The following is a 23,733-nucleotide window of genomic DNA, read 5'->3' on the forward strand; positions in this document are numbered from 1 at the left end:
TTACGCGGTTGACGGTCATGGAACACCTCGTTTCGAGTGCTGGGTGCCGAGTGTCGAGTGCCGAGTGCGGAAGAGAGAAGCTGACACGACGCTTGGCCGCTGAGGGGGGGCGGGCCTTCGCTGAACCCTGACCCTAGAAACCTGAAACCGAGACGAGTTCACAATCGTCAAACCGAATTAGGAGACTTTCGCTCGATCCTGACACCTGAAACGCTTGACAGAAAGCCGCCTGGAAGGCGGCGCTACGAAGGATGTGTCGGGTGCTGCGCGTTGAGTGCTGGGCCGAGGTAAGAGGCAAGGAGGCGGGGAGACGAAGAGATGAAACTAAAGTCCAAGAGTCGAAAAGTGGAAGAGGCGAAGAGACAAAGAGAAATCAGAAAATGGAAAATGGAAAATAGAAAAGAGAACAAATAGAAATCGGAAAAGAGAAAAGAGAAATATGTCCCTGACGAATCCGATGGCGACCAATGCAGACCCCGCCACAAATGCGACGATGATCCATCTCGAGCATGTGCACAAGGTGTATGACCTGGGCGAAGTGCAGGTGCATGCCTTGCGGGGTGTCACCATGGAGGTTCATCCGGGGGAATTTGTGGCGATTATGGGAGCTTCCGGCTCGGGTAAGTCCACCTTGATGAATATCATCGGCTGCCTCGACCGGCCCACCCGCGGGCGGTACATGCTCGAGGGCCACGATGTCAGCGAATTCAGCAAAATCGAGCTGGCACGGGTGCGCAACCGTAAAATCGGCTTTGTCTTCCAACAGTTCAACCTGCTGGCGCGGACGACGGCGCTCGAAAACGTGGAGCTGCCGACGATCTATGCCGGCTTGTCACTCGAGGAACGCGAACAGTTGGCCATCGACGCTCTCCGGCGAGTTGGACTCGAAGACCGCCGGCAGCACTTCCCGAGCCAACTTTCCGGCGGGGAACAGCAGCGAGTGGCCATTGCGCGGGCCCTGGTCAACCGGCCTGCCATCCTTTTGGCCGACGAGCCTACCGGGAACCTCGACAGCCGGACCAGCGTCGAATTGATGGAAATCTTCCAGCGGCTTAACGACGAGCAAAACCTTACCCTGGTCCTCGTTACCCACGAGCCGGATATTGCCCGCTACGCCAAGCGCAACGTTATCTTCCGGGATGGAAGAATTCAGCGGGATACGGTGGTCGCGAACCGGGCCTATGCCCGCGAGGTTCTGCCAACGCTGCCGGTCGTCGGGGAAGAGGAGGAGGAAGAAATGTAGGGGCGGTTGGTGAAGGTGTAGGGGCGGTTCGCGAACCGCCCCTACAAAAGAACCATTCCGATAGGAACTGGCGTGAAATACGATCCCCAAATACATCATCGGCGGTCGATCCGGTTACGCGGCTACAATTATTCGCAGGCTGGAGCGTATTTCGTCACCGTGTGCACGAGTGACGGAGAACATCTGTTGGGCGAGGTAACCGACGGTGTGGTGCGATTGAACGAATATGGGAAAATGGCGGCGCTGTGTTGGCAATGGTTGGCCCGACGATACCCGAACGTGGATTTGGATGAATGGATTGTCATGCCCAACCATCTGCATGGGATTATTGTAATCACCGACGAGGGACGCAGGGGCGGTTCGGCAAGGGGCGGTTCCCGAACCGCGCCTACAACCGCAGAATGCCGGGGCGGTTCCCGAACCGCCCCTACAACGGCAATTAAACGCAAACCCCTGGGTCGTTTGATCGGGGCGTTCAAAACGATTTCCACCCAACGGATCAACGAAATTCGGAATGTGCGTGGCGCACGGGTTTGGCAACGGAATTATTACGAACACATTGTTCGGAATGAGGATGAATTGAACAAGATCCGCGAATACATTGCGACGAATCCCTTGCGGTGGGGACAGGAGACAGCAGGGGCGGTTCGCGAACCGTGGTAGGATGCCGGGGCGGTTCACGAACGGCGGTAGGAAGTAGGGCGGTTCCCGAACCGCCCCTACTATAGGAGGCTCGATGGATTTCTGGGGAACGATTCGGCTGGCGCTGCGGGCGCTGGCGCGGAACAAGATGCGGTCCATCCTCACCATGCTCGGCATCATTATCGGAGTCGGCGCCGTGATCGCCATGGTGAGCGTTGGCCAGGGTGCCGCGCAACAAACGCAGGAGCAAATCCAAAGCTTTGGCACTAACACCGTCTTTGTCGTGTCCGGGAGCGTGAACCGCGGCGGGATGCGCATGGGCGCCTCTCAAACCAAGAGCCTCACGGTGGACGACCTTCAGGCCATCCTGCGCGAGGTGCCGCTGATTCGGAGTGGCGCGCCGGGCGTCGGTGCCGGCGGCCAGGTGGTTTATGGCAACCTGAATTGGAATACTCGCATCCTGGGGACTACCCCGGAATATTTTGAAGTCCGCAACTGGCCGGTGCAGGCCGGGACGCTCTTTTCCGAAGAAGATGTGGATGCGGCTCAGAACGTCTGCGTCCTGGGACAAACCGTGGTGGACAATCTCTTTGGGCCGGAGAACCCTGTCGGGAAAACGATCCGCATTGGCAACCTGCCATTTCGCGTGTTGGGCGTGATGTCCTCCAAAGGGCAATCGGCCATGGGGGATGACCAGGACGACCGCATCATGGCGCCCTATACGACGGTACAGAAGAAGATTGCCGGGATCACCTGGCTGCATTTTACGTCCATGTCGGCGATTTCCCGCGAGGCTTCTGAATCGGCCCAAGTCCAAATCAGCCAACTCCTCCGCGAGCGGCACCACCTTCGGCCCGACGAGGAGGACGACTTCTTCATCCGCACCCAGTCCGACGTCGCTCAGCTTGCCGAGCAGACCGGCCGCATTTTTACCATGCTGCTCGGCAGCATTGCCTCGGTGTCGTTGATTGTCGGCGGCATCGGCATCATGAACATCATGCTGGTTTCGGTGACGGAGCGCACGCGCGAGATTGGCATTCGGATGGCCGTGGGCGCAACCGAGTGGGACATTCAGCGGCAGTTTTTGCTGGAGGCGATGACCTTGAGCATCCTGGGCGGGATGGCGGGGATCGTTTTCGGCTGGGCTAGCGCCTCGCTCGTTTCCGGGATTCTGCGCTGGCCGACTTTTATTTCGCCGATTGCGATTGTTACCGCCGTCGTCTTTTCCATCGGCGTCGGCGTGTTTTTCGGCTACTACCCGGCCAAAAAGGCCGCCCAGCTCAACCCCATCGAAGCGTTGCGGTACGAATAACATAGAAAATAAAAAGAGAAACCGGAAGGGCAAGCTGAAGCTTGCCCCTACAAATGACTCAGAATGACAGCGTTCGGCAAAGTTGGAGTCGAAGGGTCGAAGCTAAAGTCCAAGAGTCTAAAAGTCTAAGAGTCAAAGACTTTAGAAGGGAATATCTTCATCGCTCACCACGGGTCCGGCGGCTGGTTCTTCGGGTTCACCGTGAACGGGTACTTCTGGAGCAGCCTCAGCGGCGGCGGCGGCGCCAGCGGCAGCGGCTTCGGCGCGTGAGCCGAGCAGGCGCATGGTGCCGATGACGATTTCGGTGGTCGTGCGCTTGTTGCCGTCGCGGTCGTCCCATTGTCTTGTCTGGATGCGCCCCTCGACGTAGATTTGCTTCCCTTTGGTGAGCAGCTTCTGACAGTTCTCAGCCAGCTTGGTCCAGGCGACGATGTTGTGCCACTCGGTGCGCTTTTGGAGCTGGCCGGTTTGATCCCGCCAGCCTTCGTCCGTGGCCAGAGAGAATTTGCAAACCGCCGTGCCGTTCGGCGTGTAACGCATCTCCGGGTCCTTGCCCAGTCGGCCGACGAGAATTACGCGGTTGACGGTCATGGAACACCTCGTTTCGAGTGCCGAGCGTTGGGTGCCGGCGAGAAGTATATAGGCGGGATCGAAAAACGAAAAGCGAAAAGCGAAGACACAAGACTCAAGACCCAAGACTCAAGACAGAGCCCATCAAGCATTGGTCCGACCAACCGCTGAGCAACCATGCAACGAAGAAGGCACCGCAGAGGACACAGAGGAAGGGAGTAGGTAGTAGGGAGTAGGGAGTGGACAAGCAGATCCTTCGCTTCGCTCAGGATGACAATGTGCGGGCAGGATGACAATGCGGGCGGGGAGGGTAAGAGGCGGCAATGTCAGGGCTGAAGCCCCGACGCTCTAACAGAACGGCACTAAAGACCAGTGCAAAATTAGCTTGACGTACAACCGGAAGAGATGGCCGATTTTCGGGGTTTTTGTAGCAGATGGTTGTCAAGCAATTTCAGCAGTGCTCCCTAGGGAGTTGTTAGCCGGCGCAGGCGTTCTCGGGCGAGGCGACCGGCGTCGGTGTTGGGGAAGCGTTGGACGACAATGCGCAGTTCGCGGGAGCCGGCGGCGCGCTGGCCCAGCTCAATCAATGCGAAGCCCTTCTTGAGGTAGGATTCGGGCACCTTGTTGCCCCTGGGGTAGTTCAGCAAGCCTTTGTCGTAGGCGACTACCGCTTCGGCATACCTTGCCTGCTGGTAGTGAGTCTCGCCGATGTAGAACTGGGAGTTGGAGGCAAACTCGCCTGCCGGAAAATATTTGAGATAGTCATTGAACTCCTGGCGCGCCAGATCAAATTTGCCGCCATTCAAGTCGCGCAAGGCGTTCTGGTAGAGCACTTCACCGCTCATCGGCGGGGTGATCACCGGGGGAGTGGCGCTGGGGGGCGGCTGAGCGGCAGCGGCCAGCTTGGCATCCATGGATTGGATCACGCCCTGAGTATCGGCAAACTGCTGGGAAAGCCGGGCGAGGCGCGCCTTGACCTCCTCGAGGCCGTCGGCAAGGGCTTGCACCTGTCCGGCCAGGGTGTCGGTGCGGGCATTGGTGTTGGCCTGAGCGTCCTGGACGGTTTTCTGCAAGGTGGCCAGGGAAGCGTTCATGCGGTTGACGGAGTCGGTGGCCTGCTCAACGAGCGTCTTCAGGACGGCATGGTTCTGAGTGACCGACTGCTGGAGGTCGCGCACCTGCTGTTGCAGGAGGGCGACGTCGCGTTGCAATTGGATGATTTCCTTGGCAACGGCGCCGGCGGGGAGCTGCGCCAGCAGGAGCGCCACCAAAAGAAGGGGAAGTAGCGTGCAAAGGCGTTTCATCAAAGCTTATTCCTCCCTCAGAAAAGCAAAGGCGCGGCCCGGCGTAGCGATATAGGGGCCGGGGCACGGGCCTTTGGGCAAGGGGGCCGCAAGCAGGGGGCGTCCCGATACATCGGGACGCCGCTACTTACCTGGCCATCAAGATATGGCCACGGCGATTCTGCTGCCAGCAATCTTCGTTGTGCTCGGCGCAGAAGGGCGATTCCTTGCCCAGGGTGACGGTGGCGATGCGGTCAGCGGCCACTCCGAGCGATACCAGAAAATCCTTGGTGGCGTCAGCGCGGCGCTGGCCGAGACCGAGGTTGTATTCACTCGAACCGCGTTCGTCGCAATGGCCCTGCACCAGGATTTTTACCTCCGCGTGGGCCAGCAGGAATTCAGCATCGGCGGCGAGCGCCTCGCGGGCGTCCGGCCGAAGGTCGGATTTGTCAAAGTCAAAGAAGGCATCCTTGACGTAGCGGGCGAAGAGTTCTTCAATCGTCGGCGCCGGTGGAGGCGGAGGCGGGGGCGGCGGGACGTTCACCGTAACCCGCGCACTGGCGTCGGCGGAGCCGCCGGGGCCCTTGGCGGTGATGGTGTAGGTGGTTGAATCGCCAGGGGAGACGCGGGTGGAACCCTCGGGGGCGACTTTGCCCACATCCGATAAATCGAGATCAGTGGCGTTGGTCGAAGACCAACTCAGGTTGGTAGATTCACCGCGCAAGATGGTGGATGGAGCGGCTTGCAGGGTGACGGTGGGCGCCGCCGGCGGCGGTGGCGGAGGCGGGGGAGGCGGAGGCGGCGCCACTTTTTTCTGGCAAGCGCCGATAAACATGACCAAGAAGAACAGACCAAGCGCCGCTACGAAACTCCACCTGCGATTTCCTGACATGGTGCTTCCTCCTCAGCGAGTTGCGGCATCGGGCAGAAGATGAAAAAGCCGCCTAACCGCTATCAAACCGGGAATCGTACCACAATCAAACTGCGCCGGGACACCGAATTCGGCAAGAATGCGTTTAGAGTCCCACGGGCAGAAGCCGGTGAGCTGAACCGGTATCCCCGTTTATGGCGGTCCCCAATTGGGAGCCTCATTCGTGCCGCCCTGGGTAATCTGCCGGGGCAGGGAGCCATCGGCCAACATGGTCCAGAGTTGCCAGGAACCTGTGCGATTGGATTGAAAAACAAGATGCCGGCCATCGGCGGCCCAGGAGGGATGCTCGTTCCTGCCGGCATCGCGGGTCAACTGGCGCGCTTCTCTGGTCGCCACGTCCATGACGTACATGTCGTAGTTCCCGTTAGGCCGGCGCCAGGAAAAGGCAAGGAGTTGGCCGTTGGGCGACCAAGACGGATCCACCACGTAGCCCTCGCCGCCGGCGATGCGCTGGACGTTGGCGCCGTCGCGATCCATCATATAAATTTGCGGCGAGCCACCACGATCGGAAACAAAAGCGATCTGGCCGCCGGTCTTGGGATTGAAGGCCGGGGAAATTTCGACGCCGCGCACATGGGTCAGCCGCTTCAGGTTGGTCCCGTTCCAGTCCACCAGGTATAACTCCGGATCACCGGACATGGATGAGCAAAAGATGATCTGAAGGCCATCGGGCGACCAGGCGGGGGTGGTGTTGAGACCGCGGTAGTGGGGGAAGGCAAGGAGTTTGCCCGTCTCGAGGGAAAAAATTTGGACCTCCCAGTTGTTGCCGACCTTGGAGGAGAAGGCAATGCGGAGACCGTCGGGCGACCACTTTGGGGCCAGGGAGATGGAGCGGAGGCGAGCAAGCTGTTTGGGGTTCGAGCCGTCATAATCGCAAATCCAGAGCTCTTTCGAGCCGGAACGGTTGCTGATGAAAACGATCCTGGTGGAATGGATGCCGGGGACGCCGCCGCCGAGGCGGACGACGATCTGGTCGGCGAATTGGTGGGCGAGGCGGCGGGCGGCCTCTTCGGCGGGGAGGTCGCGGTAGCGCTTGCCGACAATCTCCGGCAAGCGGGCATTACGGACGTCGAGCGCCCAGGCTTCGACGATGAGTTGATTGGCTTCGGTGGAAAGATTTCCCAGGACGAGAACGTGCGCCTGGAGGGGCGGCTCGCTCCAATCGGCGGCCGTGACTTCAGAGGGAGTCGCCGGCTGCTTCAACGGGTAGAAGCTCGAGCTCGACACCTCGAAGATTCCGGCGTATTCCAAATCAGCCTTCAAAGTCTGGTTGAAAACTTTGGCGAGCGGAGCCGCCTGCGGCGAGCGGGCGGTGAATTCCGGCACGGCCAGCTTGACCCGTTCGGCGCCGAGTCCGGTACCGGTGCGAAACCAGTCCTCCTGGGCGGCGGCCAGCCCCGAGCGAATCGGGGCAAGCCGGCAAAGGGTCATAAGAATCAGCAAGAGAAGAAGGGCAAAGATGGTTTTGCGAGGTGCCATCGGACTCCTCAAGACTGATACACCGCCCCAAATGAGGGCAAGCTGAAGCTTGCCCCTACTCACCGCCGGAAATCAAACCAAAACTCGACTGACACCCGAGAGCCGCGAAATTCCGAAGGGAGGCGATCGAGGGGGCTTGAATCCTGTACGGCGCGCAACGCCGCTCGATCCACGCTGGCGAGGCCGCTGCGTCGGAGGAACTGAGTGTTCAAGACGCTGCCGTCGCGGGCGATTTCAAAGGCGAGCATGACGCGTGGCGCCCACTGAATGGAAGGGTCAATGGTGGTGATCAGCCAGTTGGAGCTGATGCGTCGCCGCACGGCGTCCACGTACCAAGGAAACTTTTCGCCGAAACCGCTTTCGGCGCCGAATTCCATCCCGGCGCTTGTCGTGCCCACCTGGAACTGTCCATAGGGCAGGGCCGGAGCGCCGCCCTGACCGTAGGGGATGGCCCCGACAAGGGGCGGCTCCTTGACCTCGTCCACGCGCGATGGCCGGGAACGATAGACCTCCGGCTTCTCCTTCTCAAATTTCGGGAGTGGGGTTGCCTCCAGCTCCTTCCTTTTCGGCCTGGGCTCGGATTTATACAGGCCTTTCGTCAAGTCCACGGTCTTGCTCAGGGTTTGCGCTTCGGGAGAAGGCAACGGAATCCCGGGGAGGCTTTTCACCACCGTCACGCTGATGGCGCCTTCCCCGCCAACGCCATAACCCCAACCCGGGCCGCGGCGAAAGGGATAGAAGGCGGTGAGGAAGATGGCACCCAGCATCAAACCGTGGAAGAGCAGGGAAATGGCCAGCGGTCTCCCCCATTTCTCCGGCGGCGGCGCGGGTATGGCGAATGCTCCCATAGCAGGGCCTTCTACATTTTCCTTGCGGCGAGCGGTTCGGTAACGACGCTGATGTTGACAATGCCGGCCTGGCGAACCTCATCCATGACCGTGGCAAAGCTGCCAAAGGGCACGGACTGGTCGCAGCGCAGAAATACGGACTGCCGGGCTCCCGCCCTGGCGGATGCTTTGATCCTTGGGCCGAGCTGATGGATGTTCATCGGCTCATTGCCCAGATAGACCCTTTGCGCCCGGTCAATGGTCACCACCAACTTTTCTTCGGTGATCTCTTCCACCTGGCGAGTTTTGGGCAAGCTGACATCAATGCCGGATTGGAGCACCGGGGCAGTGATCATAAAGATGATCAGCAAGACGAGAACGACGTCCACGAGCGGGGTGATGTTGATGTCCGCCAGGGAACTCTGCGTTTTGGCTTCGCGGCTCACAGGACTTGGCATGGTTTTTTCTCCCGAGTCAGGTGTAGAGCTTCTCGGCGCGGACCCGGAACTCCATCGCGAAGTTGTCCATAATGGTTCCGAAGTCGCGGATACGATGGACGAATTGGTTGTAAGCGATCAAGGCGGGGATGGCGGCAAAGAGGCCGGCGGCGGTGGTGACCAAAGCCTCGGCAATGCCCGGGGCGACGGCCCGCAAGGTGGCAGCGCCAGCCGTGCCCAGTCCCATAAAGGCGCCCATGATTCCCCAGACGGTTCCGAACAGGCCGATAAAGGGCGTCGCTCCAGCGGTGGTCGCCAGCCAGCTCATGCGGGCTTCCAGGCGTTGCATTTCGGCGGCTGCCGCCAGCCTGGCGGCGGTTTCTATGGCGTCCGAGCTTTTAAGCTTGCCATGCGGATTGTTGGCTCCTACCTGGCTTTCCATTTCCGCATACGCGGCACGATACTGACTCAACAGAGGACTCGAGCCGAATGCCGCGCCGTACATCTGCGGCTCCACCAGCTTCAGCGTCTGCCGAAACTGGTCAAGAAAGCGGGCGGTGTGGCCACTTGCCTTCTTCAGGCGGAAAATTTTCTGCAGGATGATAGCCCAGGAAAAAATGGAGAAGAGGACAAGGACAATCAGGGTGGCCCGGGCGACCCAACCGGTTTGCAGCAGCAGATGGCTGACGTTTGCCTCAGCCAGAATGTACAGACCCACGTCTCTCCTTGCTCGGAGGTGACAGCGTAACTTTCAAAAGTTAACATAGCCTTAATGATGCGTCAACGAATAGAGATGCGAGATTAAGCACAACCGTTGCCGGCGCTGTTTGGCGCGGCGAGTTTCCGTTCCGTATGGTAGAATCGAGGACGTCACGATCATCAGGAAATCGATCGCTCATGAGCGCGCATTTTGACATCGCTGTAGAAAGACTCAGCCGAGGATCCGATAGAAGGGCAGGGGCCATGGCCGACGCTGGGGCGAAAACCTTTTACATCGAAACCTTCGGCTGCCAGATGAACGCGCACGACTCGGAAAAGGTTGCCGGGCTGCTGATTTCCCGGGGGTATCGCCAGGTGGAGACGGACGGGCAAGCGGACCTCATCCTGTACAACACCTGCAGCATCCGGGAAAAAGCCGCCCAAAAAGTTTTTTCGCGGCTGGGCCAGTTCAAGCGTGATAACGGCGGCAAGACCATCGCCGTTCTGGGCTGCGTGGCGCAGCAAGAGGGCGAGCGCATTTTCGAGCGGGCTCCGTGGGTGGGGCTGGTATGCGGCTCAGCCTCTTATCGAAAGCTTCCGCAGCTTCTGGCCGAGTTGGAATCGGGCAAGCGGCGCTTGACGGGGCTGAGCCTCGATACCGAAGAGACCTTTGAAACGGAATTCACGCGGCGGGACAATCCCTTCCGCGCCTACATCACCATCATCGAGGGCTGCGACAAGTCCTGCGCCTATTGCGTCGTTCCGATGACCCGCGGGCCGGAGCGGAGCCGCACGAGCGAATCGGTGCTTGCGGAAGCGCGGGCGCTGGTGGAGCTTGGTTACACCGAAATCCAGCTTCTGGGGCAGAACGTCAACTCCTATCGGGATCCCTCGGCGCGAAAATGGAATTTTGCCGAGCTGCTGAGCGCCGCCGGCGAAGTGGGCGGGGTGCGGCGGGTGCGCTTTACCACCTCGCATCCGCGCGATTTCACGCGGGAGATCGTGCAAGCCATCGAAGCCCATCCGGTGTTGTGCAATCACGTTCATCTACCGGTGCAATCGGGCTCGACGGCGGTGCTGGCGGGCATGAAACGCGACTACACCCGCGAACAGTATCTCGAGAAAATTGATTGTATCCGCTGCGCAAAACGTGCTATTAGCATCACGACGGACATCATCGTGGGGTTTCCCGGCGAGACGGAAGCCGACTTCGAGGAAACGTTGAGCTTGCTCGACTACGCTCAATACGATTCTCTGTTCTCTTTCAAATATTCGCGGCGGCCGGGGACGTCGGCGCTGGCGCTCGGGGACGCAATCCCGGAGGAGGAGAAGGGGAGGCGTTTGCGCGAGCTGCAAGCCCGCCAGCGGGCGATCCAGGAGAGACGAAATCAGTCGCTCATCGGCCGGAGATTTGAGCTGTTGGTGGAAGGTCAGGGGCGCGAAGGTCAGTTGAGCGGGCGCACGTCGTGCCATCGCACGGTGAATTTTCCGAGTAACGGATCGGACAACGGTTCGGACAATGGTTCGGTCAAGCCGGGCGACTACGTTTGGGTTCGGGTGACGCAAGCCGGGCCCAATTCTTTGATCGGCGAAGTGGAGGGGGGCTTGCTTTGGGGAGCAATGGCAACCCAGAATTGAGGCCAAGATGGAAATCGAAATGAAGATTCGCGGACTGATGATGGACCCGGTTACCAACATGCCGATCGTGGTCCTGAAAGACGTGAACGGAAGCGCCGTCTTGCCGATCTGGGTGGGAGTCTATGAGGCCAATGCGATCGCGCTCGAGATCGAAAAGGTTCAGACGCCGCGTCCCATGACCCACGACCTGATGAAGAATCTCTTGCTGGGGCTTGACGTTCAAGTGCAAAAGGTGGTGGTCAACGAGCTCCGCGACGACACGTTTTTTGCGCTGATCTGGCTCAAGCGCAACGGGCAGATCATGTCCATTGACTCGCGCCCGAGCGATGCCCTGGCTCTGGCCCTGCGCCTGGATTGCCCTATTTATGTGGATGACTCGGTCTTGAAGTCCTCGAAGATTGTCAACGCCGTCTCCGATAAAGTCAGCAATGAGGAACTACGGAAATGGCTGGAGGGCTTGAACGACGAGGACTTAGGCAGGTATAAGATGTAGTAGTCGGTGCGGACTACAGGAGGTTCAAACCGGAGCCCAGCTTGTCCGTTGTCATAGCGATTGCCAACCAGAAGGGCGGCGTTGGCAAGACCACCACCGCCATCAACCTCGCCGCCGCCCTGGCGGAGCGCGGGAAAAAGACTCTTCTCATCGACCTCGATCCCCAAGCCAACTGCTCGATCACGTTTATGGAGCCGCAAGAGATTACGAGCTCGATGTTCGATGTGCTGTCCGACCATCATGCTGATTTTCCGACGATCATCAAGGCCACGAAGACGAAGAACCTATGTGTTGCCCCATCGCGCATTGCTCTTGCCAAAGTGGAGCAGCAACTTGCCGGCCAATTCGACGCTCCGTTCAAGCTGAAAGACGCGCTGGCAGGCATCCGCAAGGATTTTGAGATCATCTTGATTGATTGCCCACCGGCGCTGGGTTTGCTGACGGTGAACGCGCTGGTAGCGGCCACCCATCTGCTGGTGCCCATCCAGTCCACTTACTACGCGCTTGAGGGGACGGACGATTTGCTGGAGACCTACGAACGGGTGCGCTCGCGGCCGAACCCGGAGCTTCAGATCCTGGGTGTGCTGATAACCCTTTTCGACAAGCGCACCTCGGTTGCTCAGGACACCTACAAGCAGATCAAGGCGGTATTCGGGGACAAGGTATTTCGCACCAAGATCAGCCGGAGCGTACGCCTGGAAGAGAGCCCGGCCTATAAAGAGACGATCTTGACGTATGCGCCCGACTCATCCGGCGCCAGCGAGTATAAGAAGCTTTCCCTGGAGGTTCTCCAACGTGTCTAGAAAAGCCGGCCTTCCCATCACCATCAAGATGCGTCACGACGCCCACTACGTGGAGGCGCTGACGTCATACAGCGGCGCCGCGGTGGGGCGCATGATCCCGGTGGAGAAGATTCGCCCCAATCCCAATCAACCGCGCAAGGCGCTTGGGGAGTTGCGCGAGCTGGCTGAGTCGATCCGGGAAAAGGGTGTGCTTGAGCCGCTGCTGGTGCGCTACACGCCCGGCGATGACATCTACATCATCATCTCCGGCGAACGTCGCTATCACGCGGCTCGTTCGGCCGGCCTGCTTGAACTACCCTGTATTGAAAAGATTGCTGACGACGCGGAAACGCTGGAGCTGGCGCTGGTGGAAAATCTTCAGCGGAAAGATTTGACGGCGTTTGAAGAGGCTGAGGGGCTGCATCAACTGGCGAGCGGTTTCGACTACACCCATGAGGAAATAGCGAGGAGGATCGGCAAGTCGCGGCCGTCGGTGACGGAGACCTTGACGTTGCGCGAGATTCCCGAGCCCATTCGAAGGCTTTGCACGGAGAAAGGGGTTGTGAGCAAGTCGATGCTCCTTCAGGTGGCCCGCCAGTCAAATGAAAGGAAAATGGCCGAGCTGGTCCAGCGCTTTGCTCACGGGGGGTTTACCCGCGAGGAAGCCCGCGCCGAGCGGCGCGCCGACAAAGAGGGCCGGCCGAAGCCGTTCGTGTTTGCCTTCAAACCGCCGGATGAGCAATACAGCCTTCGCATCCAGTTTCGCAAATCGCAAGTCTCCAGACAGGAATTGATTGCCACGCTGCGAGCCATCCTGGAGTCTCTCGAGCGCGGCTGACCTTTGCTTGTCCCTGTATTTCGCGTTGGGCGGAAGCTTAACAGGGTGCTGAAGAACGGGTGACTTTTGAGATGGGGATGCGGCCAAGCATGAAAAAACGACGGGGCCGACTCCGATTGCGCTCCGCAGGCATCCGTGTTTCGTTCTTCTGCACCTCTTCCTTTCTTCGATTTTCTCTATTCAGCGGCACCCAGCGCTTCCAGGTTCACCAGCCGCAGCAGGTTGTAGGCCGCCGCCCACAGGTACGCCACTTGCTGGATCTTCCAGCGGCCCACGTGACGCACTTTGCGCACTCCGCCCGGTTGTTTCATCCAGCCGAAGAGTTGCTCGGCTTTCTTGCGGAGCTTCTGACTGAGCTGATAGGCCGCGGTCTTCATGCGTTTCAACATGGAGATTGGCCGCTCAAAACGCGGCTTTTGGCCTTCGTGCCGACTAAACGGCATTCGCAGTTCCAAACAGGGAGTTTTTCAGCACCCTGTCAACGCTCCCTGCGACTTTAGCGTGTTTTCGTGCAAAGCGGAAAGCTGAGGAAGTTCGCGTCATGCAACGAGCATTCCGATCACCTTTTGAGTCCGCCACCATCATCGAGACTGTTCTTGTCTCCGTGATTCTCGCCGGCTTGCTTTTCGTCACGGGGGCACCGTCATCGAACAGGTCGAGAGCTGCGGGAAGCGTCTCGGTTGCGGGCAGCATGGCTGCGCCTCGTGCTGGGCATACCGCAACGACATTGCCCGATGGACAAGTCCTGATGGCTGGAGGCATGGAGCGCAACGGGGTTTTCCTCGCGAGTTGCGAACTCTACGAACCTGCCTCGGGCCGATTTAGTCCTGCTGCGGGCATGTTGACCCGGCGCGTAAGCCACACGGCTACGCTTCTTCCCAACGGCCAGCTCCTCATCGGCGGGGGTCTCGAGGGTCGCTACAGGGAGCACGGGCAGTGGAAGGGGCGGGCGGTGGCGAGCGCTGAACTCTACGACCACTCGACCGGAACCTTTACTCCCGCAGGGCCCATGACCACGTCGCGCAGCTCCCACGCTGCCGTTCTGCTGCCCGATGGCAAGGTTCTGATTGCCGGAGGCTCGGATGGTGAGCGCAATCTCGCGAGCGCAGAACTCTTTGATCCGGTGACAGGAAGATTCACCGCTACCGGCCCCATGTCCACCGCCCGCATTCCCCACGTGATGGTCCTTTTGAAAGACGGCAAAGTTTTGGTTGCGGGCGGGACCGGCCCGGATGGCCGCGTCCTGGCGAGCGCCGAGGTGTACGATCCCCTGAGCAGGCGGTTTACGCCCGTCGGCAGCATGAGCACCGCCCGGCACAAGCACGCCGCCGCCGTGCTGCCGGATGGTCGCGTGCTCATCCTCGGCGGTTCCGACGAACGCGACTGGCGCGGGCAAAAGAACACCGCCGAACTTTGCGATCCAACTACGGCTCGCTTCCACATGGCTGGCAGGATGAACGCTGCGCGATTCAAGTTTCACTCGACCGTTCTCGTTTTGAAAAACGGGAAGGTGCTCATTGCCGGTGGAGCTGAGCGCGTTGAGGTGTACGACCCGGCCACCGGCAGCTTCCTTTTGGCCGACGGCGGCCTGGCCAAGGCACGCTACTTCGCGGCAGCGGCGCTGCTGCCGAATGGCAGCGTCGTGATCACTGGGGGTTACGGAAACACGGACGAGGCCACTACCGCCGCGTGGATTTACCGGCCATGAGACGCTTCGCTTCTTCGTTTCGAACCGGCTTGTTAACGCTGGCCTTTTTTGCGGCGTCCTAGTTTTCGACAAGCAAGACCAATCGGGAGGTACCGACGCATGAGCTGCACAAAATGTTTTTGGGTGGCGGTGGGAATCGTTGTCACGCTCCTCTTTGTTTTCCTTCCTTCTGCTGAAGCAGGCCCGCCGCTGATCTGCTGGCCGTATGAGATCGGCGGCGCGAAGTCGCTGCCCTGGGGTGTAGGTTCCTGGAGGGCGATCAAGGCGGACTACGACGTCAACCGCCTGGTTGAAGACACCCTGGCCCTGCTCACGCCGGACGCTCCCGTCATCGTGCGCATGGAGACCCTTCGCCGGGCGACCGTCTATGCCATGAAAGACCCCCGAATCCGGCAAGCTCTGCTCTCGCGGCTTCTGCGGCGGGCGCAGCAGGCGGAGGGCAAGGGCAATCCTGACGCGATGGCTTTCTTCGACGCCGGGTACCTCGTCGAGGCGTACAAACAGGCTGATTGGGCCTTCGGGAAAGGGAACCCGGCCAAAGGCTTGGATGGATATGGCATGGTCCTCAAGGCCGCCCGCCATCGCGCCAACGATCCTGAAATGGAGTTCGCAGCCGCCGTTATCTCGCTCGAACCACGCCTGCCGGGTCACGCCGAACACCTCCAAAGGGCCGTCGCTGGCGCAACGGACGGCTCGCTGCTGGCCAAGAACCTCGTTTCGCACTCTCATCTGTTGAAGATTCGCGGCCATACAGTCGCCGAGCTCCGGGCAAGTGTTCGGAACTGGAAGCATTGAGCCGGCCGTTCGCGAGCGCCGTGGCTTTATCAGGCTGCTGAAAAAGTGGTGCGCACGTCATTCCGAGCGAAGCCCTGCACCGTCCGGTGCAGGGCGAAGCGAGGAATCTGCTTGTGACTGACGCGCACTGAAAAGAAAGCAGATTCCTCGTCCCGATAGACAACATCGGGACTCGGAATGACAGAGCGGGAGGGTTTTTCAGCACCTTGTTAAGACAGGAAAGGCAGCGGAACCCTTTGTTTCTGTTAGCCAGGGAAGATTCCCGGAAACAGGCGCAGGAGGGAAAGGAGGCCGCTGGCGATGGCGGCAAGAAGGACGGCCAGGACGCTGATCAAGAAGCTGATGGTCAGTTGCTGCTGGGCGCGAAGATAGCGCAGGCCGGCTACGACGTAGAAGGGATCACCGCGGCGGCAGGCGCGGAAGTTGGCCCGGGCCTCGTAACAGGACTTGAGCGCGTAGAATACGCCCACAAGGGGAATCCAGTATTTCCACTTGCGCGGCATTTCCATGGGCGGGTCCATGGGCGGGATTCTACCGCGAAGAGATAAGAAGTGGTGGAACTTACCGAGTCACAGCGAAAAAAGCTCGAGGAACTGGCCCGGCAGGGATACGAGTTCGTTGGCTTTCCTATCTATCCCTCGAACATCGGCGCCAAAAAGGGGAACTGCGCGGCCCTTCTCGAAGCCAGGCCGAGCGGCCATTGGCGGATTTTTGGCCAGCCGGGTTGGCTGGTTGAGGGCAACATCTCGGTCCTGGTCGGCAAGGAACACGGGAAAGCCTTCGTTTGGAAACAATATGAGGTGCCGGCCACGGACGAGCGGCTCGAGGAGCTGGCCCGATTTGCCGAAGAGCTGGAAGAGAGATTGGCCGGGATTCAGTGACGTCGGGGGGAGGCGGTGAAATATTCCGTTAACAGCCAGGAACTGATCTTGCTGCTCATCAGCCTGATTCGCGCCACCTATCCCGCCATGCTGAGGAAACAGGGTGAGGGGTTCTCGGTGGATTTCGATGCCCTCGAGGTAAAGAGCGATTGCCTCACGGAGGACGACCGGCTTCTTCTCAAATTTCGCGATGTGGTTGGCGCGAACCCTGACGGGGAAGTTTATCAGCTCGCCTTGACCGGCGAAGAAACTGCCCGGCTGGTTGCCACCCTGCGCCATCTGGAAAGCCTCCACGCCTGGGCGCCTGATATTCTCAAGATGAGTGAATCCCTTCGACAGCGCCTGTTGCAGAAGGAGGGATAGGCGATGCTTGACGTAATCGTTATCGGCGCGGGGCCGACCGGTCTCGCCTGCGCCATCGAAAGCAATCGCGCCGGGCTCAGGACGCTGGCCATCGACAAGGGCTGTCTGGCCAATTCGCTTTTTCACTACCCAACCAATATGGTCTTTTTCACCACGCCGGAGCTCATGGAAATCGGGGGCATTCCGATGACCACGGCCGGCGAGAAGGCTACGCGACTCGAGGCGCTCAAGTACTATCGCAAAGTTGCCCAGCACTTTGCCCTCGAGTTGCGCTTGTACGCGCGCGTGGAGCATATCGCCGGCCACGACGGGAAGTTCGAAATCGCCACGCGGACGGAGCAGGGAATTGAGAACCGGTACGAGTCCAAAAAAGTGGTCATCGCGACGGGATATTACGATTTGCCTAACCTGTTGAATGTCCCCGGTGAGGATCTGCCCAAGGTTTCGCATTATTACAGCGAAGCACATCCTTTCTACAGCCTGGATGTTGCGGTGATCGGGGGAGGGAACTCCGCTGCCGAGGCAGCACTCGACCTTTTTCGCGGCGGTGCCCGGGTCACTCTCATCCACCGCGGGGCCCAGCTTCGCGAAAGCATCAAGTATTGGCTTCGCCCCGACATTGAGAATCGGATCCGGGCGGGAGAGGTTCAAGCCTTGTTCGGCACCCGCGTCTCCCGCATTGAACGTGACCAGATCGTTTGCTCTGATGGTGTCGGTCGGCCTTCATCGGGCGAGCAACGAATTCGGAACGATTTTGTTTTTGCCCTTATCGGGTACCATCCCGATTTTGAGTTCTTGCGCCGCCATGGCATCGAACTCGACCCGGTCTCGCAGCGGCCCCAGTGCCATCCGGAGACCTACGAGAGCAATGTCCCGGGTATCCATCTGGCCGGGGTGATCGTGGCCGGATTGAAGAGCAACGAAATCTTTATTGAAAATGGCCGCTTCCATGGCGCCCGCATCGCTCGTGCCTTGGCAGGCCTGCCCGCCGCAGGCGGGGAAGTAGCGCCGATTTGACCGGGTGTCATGCGGCCGCTATACTGAAATTTCGCATATCTTCTCATGGCAAACATTCTCTGGGAGATCGGCGAGACGGTCATCACGCTGGCGCGCGGTTTTCGCGTCACCCTGGTCAACCTGTTCCGACCCACGGTGACGGAAAACTATCCTGACGAGCCGGTTTATTTCGAAGGTCGCTTTCGGGGCAAGCACGTGCTCCGCCGCGACGAAAACGGGTTGGAGAAATGCGTGGGCTGTTTTCTTTGCGCGGCGGCGTGCCCGGCCAATTGTATTTACATCGAAGCCGCTGACAACACCGAAGGCCAGCGCATCAGCGCCGGCGAACGCTACGCCCAGGTTTACAACATTGATTATTCTCGCTGCATCTTCTGCGGCTATTGCGTGGAAGCCTGCCCGACCGACGCCATCATCCACGGGCATGACTTCGAGCTGGCCACCTACGACATCAGCGCGATGGTGATGCGCAAGGAAGACCTGCTCGAGGCCATGCCTGCCGCTGCCCGGCGATAAAGTCCGTCTTTAAACACGCGGTGTCCAAGCCGCCAAGCTGCTGCCTGGAGAAGAAGAGGGCAAGCTTCCCTTCCCAGAATCCCCGAGGCGGGTGCCTCGGGGCTCGGCGGTGTGGCTGGGGGGTCGGCGGCGTGCTTGATGAGATGCGGGGCGTTGGGGTTCACGTCGTGAAGGACACAAATAATGACGAGAGGGCAAGCTGAAGCTTGCCCCTACGTGCCCCTTTGCCCCTACACAAATACAGACGAGACGAGAAGCGATCCACCACGGAGAGAGAGGGCAAGCTGAAGCTTGCCCCTACGTGCTCGACCCTACGTGCCCCTACGTGCCCCTACACAAATAATATTGGAGATCGGTTGGTTATCCTCGAGGCTTGGGCTTGACGGGTACGGTGGGCTCGGTCATGCGCTGCGGGTCGAGGATCTGCCGGAGGGTATCGTCGTCCAGGAGCTTCTTCTCGCGGGCCAATTCGAGAATGGTTCGGCCGGTGCGCACCGACTCCCTGGCCAAGTCGGCCGCCGCGCTGTAACCGATGTAAGGGTTGAGGGCAGCGGCCAGGGCGACGGTAACGCCGGCAAAGTAAGAGCAGCGTTCGAGGCTGGCTTCAATGCCCGGGATGCAGCGGCCGGCCAGAGCGCGGGCTGTGTTCTTGAGGATCTCAGCCGAGTGCAGAAGATTCCAGGCCATCGTAGGCATCATCACATTCAACTCAAGCTGCCCCGCCTGCACCGCCAGAGCCACCGCCACGTCGCTCCCGATCACCTGGAAGGCAACCATGGCCGCCAGCTCGGGAAGCACCGGGTTGACCTTGCCGGGCATGATGGAAGAGCCGGGCTGGAGGGCGGGCAGGGTGATTTCGGCGAGGCCGGTGTTGGGCCCGCTTGAGAGCAAGCGCAAATCGTTGCTGATGCGGAGGAGTTCGAGGGAAAAATTGCGAAGAGCGCTGGAGGCGACGGCCAAGGGTAAATTCGACTGCATGGCCCAGCGCAAATCCTCGGCGGGTCGCAAGGTGAGACCGGAAATCCGGCTCAGGTGCTCGACCACCGTTTTCTGATATTGCGGATGGGTATTGATGCCCGTGCCGACGGCCGATCCGCCGAGGCCGATCTCCTTGAGTCCCGCCTGGGCATGGCGAATCTCCGCCCGGGAGCGCTCGACGGCGGTCGAGTAAGCGGCAAACTCCTGGCCGAGACGGATGGGCACCGCATCCATCAGGTGCGTGCGCCCGCTCTTGACGATCCGGTCAAATTCTTTCCCCTTCTTCTCGAGGGCGCGTTGCATAGGCTGGAGCTCGGCGTGCAGCTCTTCGAGCAGGAAAAGGCTTGCCAGTCGCATGGCGGTGGGAAAAACATCGTTGGTGGATTGGCTGCGATTGACGTGGTCGTTGGGATGGATGACCGTGTAATCGCCTCGCTTGCCGCCGAGCAGCTCGATGGCGCGGTTGGCGATGACCTCGTTGGCATTCATGTGAAAACTGACGCCGGCGCCGGCCTGATAGACATCGACCACAAATTGGTCATTCCACTTTCCATGAATCACTTCGGCGGCGGCAACCGCAATGGCCTCGGCACGGCGCTTGTCCAACAACCCCAGCTCCCGGTTGGCCAGCGCGGCCGCCTTTTTCGCCATCCCTATCGCGCGGATCAGGCTGGGATGCGCCCGATAACCGCTGATGGGAAAGTTCTCGGCAGCCCGCAGCGTCTGGATGCCGTAGTAGGCTTCGGCGGGCACCGCCTTTTCGCCCAGAGAATCGCGTTCAATCCGTGTTTTCATGGAACGCCCTCGCCACAGGATGGATTGAACATACCACTGTTGGCTCGCGGAAAGAAGAGAAGGGAATTGAGGGATCGAACGCCTGTCTGCGGAAAGATGGCCAAAGCCAGCGGGACAGCCCGGCCGCTCATGTAGGGGCTTCAGAGAGAGGGCAAGAGAAAGAGGGCAAGCTGAAGCTTGCCCCTACACGTGCCCCTACACGTGGCCCTACACAGATTACGATCCCTTACATCGAAGCGGTGGCGGCCGGGGCTGAGGGAAGCGCGGCCCTGGGCCGGAGATGAGAATAAATCTCGAAGCAGATGGCTCCCAGGCCAACTACTGCCGCTACAAGCGTGACCAGCGGGCCAACATAGGGAATGAATTTCGAGAGGCGGTAGATCAGCAAGCCCACTGCGGCTGCTCCCACGCTTGCCAGATTTCCTTCCGGGCGCGAAAGGACCTTGGCTCCCAGCCAGGTGCCGGCAAAGATGTGCCCGGCGTAGAGCAAGACCGCATACAAGCCGCCCATAATCAGCCCGATCGGCAACCCCACCATGGTGATCATGAGGATTACCGCCGCCACCGGAATGGATACCGCCAGCAGCAATCCCAGCCCGGCCCCGCGGCCGAGCGAACCCACGTTCGCCACCACCCGCTGGAGGGGCCGTGGCACGAGCCAGATGAGCAGGGCGGCCAGGAGGAGCGCTCCAACATAGCGAATCGCTTGTTTCAGATAGAAACGGGGCTGGGTGTAGCGAGGCTTGCGCACTCTTTGGACAAAATCCATGGCCCCGACCTGGGCCCCGGAGTCAACTACCGGCTTTCCGTAGCCCCGATAGAACAGCTTGCCCGGGATGCGCGCACTGGAAGCAACGTTGAGCCGGTGACCTTGAATCCGAACCGAGCCGTCCACTTGGCCGGCTAGAACGGTTTCTTCCGCGTAAAGGACGAGGTCGCGAAGCAGATGCCCATTGACCCGCACTTCGGCGGCAAAGCCGTAAACGTTGGAACCGACCTGTGATTTGTCCGAGATTTCGAGCTTCTGACAGAAGGCAGTCACGTGCTTGCCGACGTTCCCTTCGATGGTGATGTTTTGGGCAAACCCCCGGAGATCGTCGCTCACTGTTCCGTTGACCCGGATTTCCCTGGCGAAGGCAATCAAATCTCCCTTCACGGTACCGTTGACCGTGACCGAGCGGGAGAAAGAGATTAAATCGCCTTCGATGGTGCCGTCGATTCGAATATCCCTGGCCCCGATCAGGAGATCGCCGTGCACCACCTCGTTTGCCGGGAGCGTGTAGGAACCATGTCTGCGGCGAAGTTCGACGGCGCCGGCGGGAGATGCTGCGCCCAGCATGATCAAGAGAGCTAGGCTTACGAGTGCCATCCGCGCGGGAAGGCGGATGCGCCGCAGGTAGTAGAAAAGGCTCGCCAAGAGAAGTCCAAGGGCACCCATCCCTGCCCAATCTATCCAGCGCTTCATCCAATCCTCCTCGATGAACCGCCGCAGCGGCTCAAAGAAAAATTGAAAGAACCCGTCCATAGAAGCCAGGTTGAGCCATTCGAGTGGCTCGAGAGAGAAGAGCCGAGAGACAAAGCTCACCACCAGGTACAGCCCCGCCGACGCAAGCCCTGTCGCCAGAACGCTCACCCATCGCAGTCCCGGGACAGGCTCCGTTCGCTCGGGCGCGGCCAGCAGAGAAGCCGGCAGGGCAACCTCCCCGAGAGCCGCGGCCAGCCGAAGATGAACTTTTTCAAGCTCGCGGAGCTTTTCGCGGCAGGCCGGACAAACCGCCAGGTGGGCTCGCACCTCGCGCGCTACGCCCGGCTCCAACTCGGCATCGAGGTAAACGGAATAGGTCAAATCATCGTAGTGGGTCATGTGGCTGCCTGCCTTCTCTGAAGGGCCTGAGCCCGCAACCTTCGCGCCAGCTCCCGCTTGCCGCGGAAGATCATGACGCCTACGGTGCGGCGATTCATGTCGAGTGTCCGGGCAATCTCGTCATAACTCATCTCATTGTAAAAGCGCATGACGAGCGGAATGCGCAGCCGCGCCGGCATCTCCTGGAGGATTCTCCTCACGGCTGTGGTCTCCTCCTCGGTCACCATCTCGGCCAGCGCGCCGGGGGACTCATCCTTGGCCACCGCTTCCGCCGGGTCAGTGTCGCTAAAAACCATCCGCTCGCCCTTTCGCCGGCGCAGCCAGTCCACACAATGGTTCACCGCTACCCGGTAAAGCCAGCCTTCAAACGGCTGGGCGAGGCTATAACCCGCCAGCCCGGCTCGTACCTTCACAAAGACCTCGGAGGTGGCGTCCTCGGCGTCGGCGGGGGAACCCAGCATGTGATAGCACACCCCGAAGATGCGGCGGACGTACCCGCGGTAGAGCGCGGCAAAAGCGCTCGCGTCCCCGCGCTGGGCCTTTTGAATGGCCTCATCTCGTTCGGCCGGACTCAGCATTGCCTGTTCTTCGGCCTTCGCCATTTCATTACGCCGTCCGCGTTCCGATTATTTCAGATTTCTTCGGCCAGGCGGGACGAAGAGTCTCGTAAGTAAGTAAGATTCTAAGAAAAGAGGGCAAGCTGAAGCTTGCCCCTACCTGCCCCTACGTGCCCCTACCCGTTGTCCGGCGCCTCTTGCGAAGGACGCGAAACGCGGCCAAGCAGCCGCGCCTTCCACCCAACGGGAACTTCCGGCCGCACGAGCCTCAGCTCCACTCGACAGCCCAAGAGCGCCGGGGAGACGGGATAGCCGAGGTGCTCGCGCGGATCCACCGTCGAGACTGATTCGACGACCATCGCCGGGAAACGCGTAAAAAGGAGCAAGAGATTCACGGCAGCGCGGTTCATCCTTCGCGCCAGGAGCTTGCCCAGGACCACCGCCACCGGCAGCTCCCACAATGCCAGGCGGCCAGCAAAGCTCATGACGGTCATCAAAATGGCCAGTGCCAGCGCGCCACCGAGAGTGTCATTGACCAAAGTGGGGACCAAAGTGGGCCGCGGCGCTACCGCCCGGCGCAAGCGGGCTCGATCCCGCAACAAGCTTCGCAGGCCCTTGCCGATCAATTCAAGCGGAATATCGTCGGCCAGAATCAAGAAGCCGGCATCGTCCGAGAGCACACTTTGAGGGCGGACGTGAGGGATGCGATTCGCCACCGCCTCGCCGAGCAGGTAGTTTCGCCTGGCCGTTTTGCTTGTCAAAACGTTCAACAGTTGCCAAGGCACGGCAATCGCCCCCGGTCTCTTCCTGAAATAGCTGTCGTAGGCAAGAAAGAGGCCCAGAGCGGCGACCATCAGCACCGGCAACCCCAGGGCCGTCCACAGGCTTGCCAGGCCAAACAGGGCTATCGCGAGCCACAGCAGGCCATGGCGGTGCGCCACGACCCGCCGAGCGAGTGAACCCTTTTTCCACTTCATTTGCATGCGGAAAATCCCTTGGGAGAGATGGGGAAGGGAAGCAAAAACGTCGGGCTCGGAAGCATCATACCACATCGCCGATGAGCCTCCCGGCGAGCGGCGGAGAGCGAC

At 60.2% G+C, this 23,733-nt stretch carries 26 protein-coding genes; 13 read left to right on the top strand and 13 right to left on the bottom strand.

The genetic code is table 11. From position 1 onward, the window contains the following. Positions 1-457: 457 nt before the first annotated feature. The 3 genes from VIH17_09755 (at position 458) to VIH17_09765 (ending at position 3,197) form a co-directional block, all read left to right on the top strand. Entirely contained in the window at positions 458-1,243 is a 786-nt protein-coding gene (locus VIH17_09755) for an ABC transporter ATP-binding protein (GenBank protein ID HEY4683517.1), read from the top strand. Positions 1,244-1,315: 72 nt separating this feature from the next. After that, complete coding sequence (locus VIH17_09760) at positions 1,316-1,906, top strand: transposase (GenBank protein HEY4683518.1); 591 nt, start codon at positions 1,316-1,318, stop codon at positions 1,904-1,906. 73 nt (positions 1,907-1,979) lie between these two features. Beyond that, positions 1,980-3,197 carry an ABC transporter permease gene (locus VIH17_09765; GenBank protein ID HEY4683519.1) on the top strand — a complete coding sequence of 406 codons (1,218 nt, stop codon included), beginning with the start codon at positions 1,980-1,982 and terminating at the stop codon, positions 3,195-3,197. Positions 3,198-3,338: 141 nt separating this feature from the next. Here the strand turns inward: VIH17_09765 and VIH17_09770 are convergent, their stop codons facing one another. The 7 genes from VIH17_09770 to VIH17_09800 all read right to left on the bottom strand — a co-directional run bounded on the left by VIH17_09770 (position 3,339) and on the right by VIH17_09800 (position 9,442). Then, positions 3,339-3,788, bottom strand: coding sequence for a single-stranded DNA-binding protein (locus tag VIH17_09770; protein HEY4683520.1), 450 nt, complete (start codon positions 3,786-3,788; stop codon positions 3,339-3,341). 443 nt (positions 3,789-4,231) lie between these two features. Beyond that, positions 4,232-5,071, bottom strand: a complete 840-nt coding sequence (gene bamD, locus VIH17_09775; protein HEY4683521.1) for an outer membrane protein assembly factor BamD — start codon at positions 5,069-5,071, stop codon at positions 4,232-4,234. A gap of 127 nt (positions 5,072-5,198) precedes the next feature. Beyond that, positions 5,199-5,942 carry a peptidoglycan-associated lipoprotein Pal gene (gene pal, locus VIH17_09780; GenBank protein HEY4683522.1) on the bottom strand — a complete coding sequence of 248 codons (744 nt, stop codon included), beginning with the start codon at positions 5,940-5,942 and terminating at the stop codon, positions 5,199-5,201. 171 nt (positions 5,943-6,113) lie between these two features. Beyond that, positions 6,114-7,460 (bottom strand): Tol-Pal system beta propeller repeat protein TolB, encoded by a 1,347-nt coding sequence (gene tolB, locus VIH17_09785; protein ID HEY4683523.1) that lies wholly within the window; start codon positions 7,458-7,460, stop codon positions 6,114-6,116. A gap of 59 nt (positions 7,461-7,519) precedes the next feature. Continuing rightward, a complete protein-coding gene (locus tag VIH17_09790; GenBank protein ID HEY4683524.1) occupies positions 7,520-8,308 on the bottom strand; it encodes a TonB family protein in 789 nt (262 codons plus the stop codon). An 11-nt stretch (positions 8,309-8,319) separates the two neighbouring features. Beyond that, positions 8,320-8,745, bottom strand: a complete 426-nt coding sequence (locus VIH17_09795; GenBank protein HEY4683525.1) for a biopolymer transporter ExbD — start codon at positions 8,743-8,745, stop codon at positions 8,320-8,322. Between the two features lie 16 nt (positions 8,746-8,761). After that, on the bottom strand, positions 8,762-9,442 hold the full coding sequence (locus VIH17_09800) for a MotA/TolQ/ExbB proton channel family protein (protein HEY4683526.1): 681 nt from the start codon (positions 9,440-9,442) through the stop codon (positions 8,762-8,764). Positions 9,443-9,687: 245 nt separating this feature from the next. Here VIH17_09800 and miaB point away from each other — a divergent pair, with 245 nt between their 5' ends. From miaB to VIH17_09820, 4 genes are read left to right on the top strand one after another with little or no spacing between them, the layout of a single operon-like run. Next, on the top strand, positions 9,688-11,061 hold the full coding sequence (gene miaB, locus VIH17_09805) for a tRNA (N6-isopentenyl adenosine(37)-C2)-methylthiotransferase MiaB (GenBank protein ID HEY4683527.1): 1,374 nt from the start codon (positions 9,688-9,690) through the stop codon (positions 11,059-11,061). Between the two features lie 7 nt (positions 11,062-11,068). Continuing rightward, complete coding sequence (locus tag VIH17_09810; protein ID HEY4683528.1) at positions 11,069-11,554, top strand: bifunctional nuclease family protein; 486 nt, start codon at positions 11,069-11,071, stop codon at positions 11,552-11,554. 41 nt (positions 11,555-11,595) lie between these two features. Next, complete coding sequence (locus VIH17_09815; GenBank protein HEY4683529.1) at positions 11,596-12,357, top strand: ParA family protein; 762 nt, start codon at positions 11,596-11,598, stop codon at positions 12,355-12,357. Then, positions 12,350-13,174 carry a ParB/RepB/Spo0J family partition protein gene (locus tag VIH17_09820; protein ID HEY4683530.1) on the top strand — a complete coding sequence of 275 codons (825 nt, stop codon included), beginning with the start codon at positions 12,350-12,352 and terminating at the stop codon, positions 13,172-13,174. The genes VIH17_09815 and VIH17_09820 overlap by 8 nt, the downstream gene beginning before the upstream one ends. Before the next feature lie 176 nt (positions 13,175-13,350). On the opposite strand, the gene VIH17_09825 is transcribed toward VIH17_09820, so the two are convergent. After that, entirely contained in the window at positions 13,351-13,563 is a 213-nt protein-coding gene (locus tag VIH17_09825) for a transposase (GenBank protein HEY4683531.1), read from the bottom strand. A 302-nt stretch (positions 13,564-13,865) separates the two neighbouring features. Between VIH17_09825 and VIH17_09830 the strand changes: the two genes are divergently transcribed. Together VIH17_09830 and VIH17_09835 are read left to right on the top strand one after the other, a co-directional pair. Further along, entirely contained in the window at positions 13,866-14,882 is a 1,017-nt protein-coding gene (locus VIH17_09830) for a kelch repeat-containing protein (protein HEY4683532.1), read from the top strand. 99 nt (positions 14,883-14,981) lie between these two features. Continuing rightward, the gene (locus tag VIH17_09835; GenBank protein ID HEY4683533.1) at positions 14,982-15,677 is read left to right on the top strand and encodes a hypothetical protein; all 696 of its coding nucleotides are present in this window, start codon (positions 14,982-14,984) and stop codon (positions 15,675-15,677) included. Between the two features lie 245 nt (positions 15,678-15,922). Here VIH17_09835 and VIH17_09840 read toward each other — a convergent pair whose 3' ends face one another. After that, on the bottom strand, positions 15,923-16,198 hold the full coding sequence (locus tag VIH17_09840; GenBank protein HEY4683534.1) for a hypothetical protein: 276 nt from the start codon (positions 16,196-16,198) through the stop codon (positions 15,923-15,925). Between the two features lie 30 nt (positions 16,199-16,228). On the opposite strand from VIH17_09840, the gene VIH17_09845 reads away from it, so the two are divergent. From VIH17_09845 to nuoI, 4 genes are read left to right on the top strand one after another with little or no spacing between them, the layout of a single operon-like run. Continuing rightward, positions 16,229-16,558, top strand: a complete 330-nt coding sequence (locus tag VIH17_09845; GenBank protein HEY4683535.1) for a hypothetical protein — start codon at positions 16,229-16,231, stop codon at positions 16,556-16,558. A 15-nt stretch (positions 16,559-16,573) separates the two neighbouring features. After that, positions 16,574-16,921 carry a hypothetical protein gene (locus VIH17_09850; GenBank protein ID HEY4683536.1) on the top strand — a complete coding sequence of 116 codons (348 nt, stop codon included), beginning with the start codon at positions 16,574-16,576 and terminating at the stop codon, positions 16,919-16,921. Positions 16,922-16,924: 3 nt separating this feature from the next. Continuing rightward, positions 16,925-17,938, top strand: a complete 1,014-nt coding sequence (locus VIH17_09855) for a YpdA family putative bacillithiol disulfide reductase (protein ID HEY4683537.1) — start codon at positions 16,925-16,927, stop codon at positions 17,936-17,938. A gap of 45 nt (positions 17,939-17,983) precedes the next feature. Then, positions 17,984-18,451, top strand: coding sequence for an NADH-quinone oxidoreductase subunit NuoI (nuoI, locus tag VIH17_09860; protein HEY4683538.1), 468 nt, complete (start codon positions 17,984-17,986; stop codon positions 18,449-18,451). Positions 18,452-18,811: 360 nt separating this feature from the next. On the opposite strand, the gene VIH17_09865 is transcribed toward nuoI, so the two are convergent. The 4 genes from VIH17_09865 to VIH17_09880 form a co-directional block, all read right to left on the bottom strand. Then, positions 18,812-20,224: an aspartate ammonia-lyase gene (locus VIH17_09865; protein HEY4683539.1), complete on the bottom strand. Its 1,413-nt coding sequence runs from the start codon at positions 20,222-20,224 to the stop codon at positions 18,812-18,814. Between the two features lie 226 nt (positions 20,225-20,450). Then, positions 20,451-22,088 carry a zf-HC2 domain-containing protein gene (locus tag VIH17_09870; protein HEY4683540.1) on the bottom strand — a complete coding sequence of 546 codons (1,638 nt, stop codon included), beginning with the start codon at positions 22,086-22,088 and terminating at the stop codon, positions 20,451-20,453. Then, positions 22,085-22,690 carry an RNA polymerase sigma factor gene (locus tag VIH17_09875; GenBank protein HEY4683541.1) on the bottom strand — a complete coding sequence of 202 codons (606 nt, stop codon included), beginning with the start codon at positions 22,688-22,690 and terminating at the stop codon, positions 22,085-22,087. Before VIH17_09875 ends, VIH17_09870 begins: the two co-directional genes overlap by 4 nt. Positions 22,691-22,821: 131 nt before the next feature. Continuing rightward, positions 22,822-23,733, bottom strand: a 912-nt coding sequence (locus tag VIH17_09880) for a hypothetical protein (protein ID HEY4683542.1), incomplete at its 5' end; no start/stop codon positions are given.

The organism is Candidatus Acidiferrales bacterium (assembly GCA_036514995.1).
Taxonomy (GTDB): Bacteria; Acidobacteriota; Terriglobia; order Acidiferrales; family DATBWB01; genus DATBWB01.

Bases quoted from the DNA above. Each gene is read 5' to 3' on its own strand.
- VIH17_09755 (HEY4683517.1), top strand. From the start codon at position 458: ATGGCGACCAATGCAGACCCCGCCACAAATGCGACGATGATCCATCTC.
- VIH17_09765 (HEY4683519.1), top strand. From the start codon at position 1,980: ATGGATTTCTGGGGAACGATTCGGCTGGCGCTGCGGGCGCTGGCGCGG.
- VIH17_09770 (HEY4683520.1), bottom strand. From the start codon at position 3,788: ATGACCGTCAACCGCGTAATTCTCGTCGGCCGACTGGGCAAGGACCCG.
- bamD (HEY4683521.1), bottom strand. From the start codon at position 5,071: ATGAAACGCCTTTGCACGCTACTTCCCCTTCTTTTGGTGGCGCTCCTG.
- pal (HEY4683522.1), bottom strand. From the start codon at position 5,942: ATGTCAGGAAATCGCAGGTGGAGTTTCGTAGCGGCGCTTGGTCTGTTC.
- tolB (HEY4683523.1), bottom strand. From the start codon at position 7,460: ATGGCACCTCGCAAAACCATCTTTGCCCTTCTTCTCTTGCTGATTCTT.
- VIH17_09790 (HEY4683524.1), bottom strand. From the start codon at position 8,308: ATGGGAGCATTCGCCATACCCGCGCCGCCGCCGGAGAAATGGGGGAGA.
- VIH17_09795 (HEY4683525.1), bottom strand. From the start codon at position 8,745: ATGCCAAGTCCTGTGAGCCGCGAAGCCAAAACGCAGAGTTCCCTGGCG.
- miaB (HEY4683527.1), top strand. From the start codon at position 9,688: ATGGCCGACGCTGGGGCGAAAACCTTTTACATCGAAACCTTCGGCTGC.
- VIH17_09810 (HEY4683528.1), top strand. From the start codon at position 11,069: ATGGAAATCGAAATGAAGATTCGCGGACTGATGATGGACCCGGTTACC.
- VIH17_09825 (HEY4683531.1), bottom strand. From the start codon at position 13,563: ATGTTGAAACGCATGAAGACCGCGGCCTATCAGCTCAGTCAGAAGCTC.
- VIH17_09830 (HEY4683532.1), top strand. From the start codon at position 13,866: ATGGCTGCGCCTCGTGCTGGGCATACCGCAACGACATTGCCCGATGGA.
- VIH17_09835 (HEY4683533.1), top strand. From the start codon at position 14,982: ATGAGCTGCACAAAATGTTTTTGGGTGGCGGTGGGAATCGTTGTCACG.
- VIH17_09840 (HEY4683534.1), bottom strand. From the start codon at position 16,198: ATGGACCCGCCCATGGAAATGCCGCGCAAGTGGAAATACTGGATTCCC.
- VIH17_09855 (HEY4683537.1), top strand. From the start codon at position 16,925: ATGCTTGACGTAATCGTTATCGGCGCGGGGCCGACCGGTCTCGCCTGC.
- nuoI (HEY4683538.1), top strand. From the start codon at position 17,984: ATGGCAAACATTCTCTGGGAGATCGGCGAGACGGTCATCACGCTGGCG.
- VIH17_09865 (HEY4683539.1), bottom strand. From the start codon at position 20,224: ATGAAAACACGGATTGAACGCGATTCTCTGGGCGAAAAGGCGGTGCCC.
- VIH17_09870 (HEY4683540.1), bottom strand. From the start codon at position 22,088: ATGACCCACTACGATGATTTGACCTATTCCGTTTACCTCGATGCCGAG.
- VIH17_09875 (HEY4683541.1), bottom strand. From the start codon at position 22,690: ATGGCGAAGGCCGAAGAACAGGCAATGCTGAGTCCGGCCGAACGAGAT.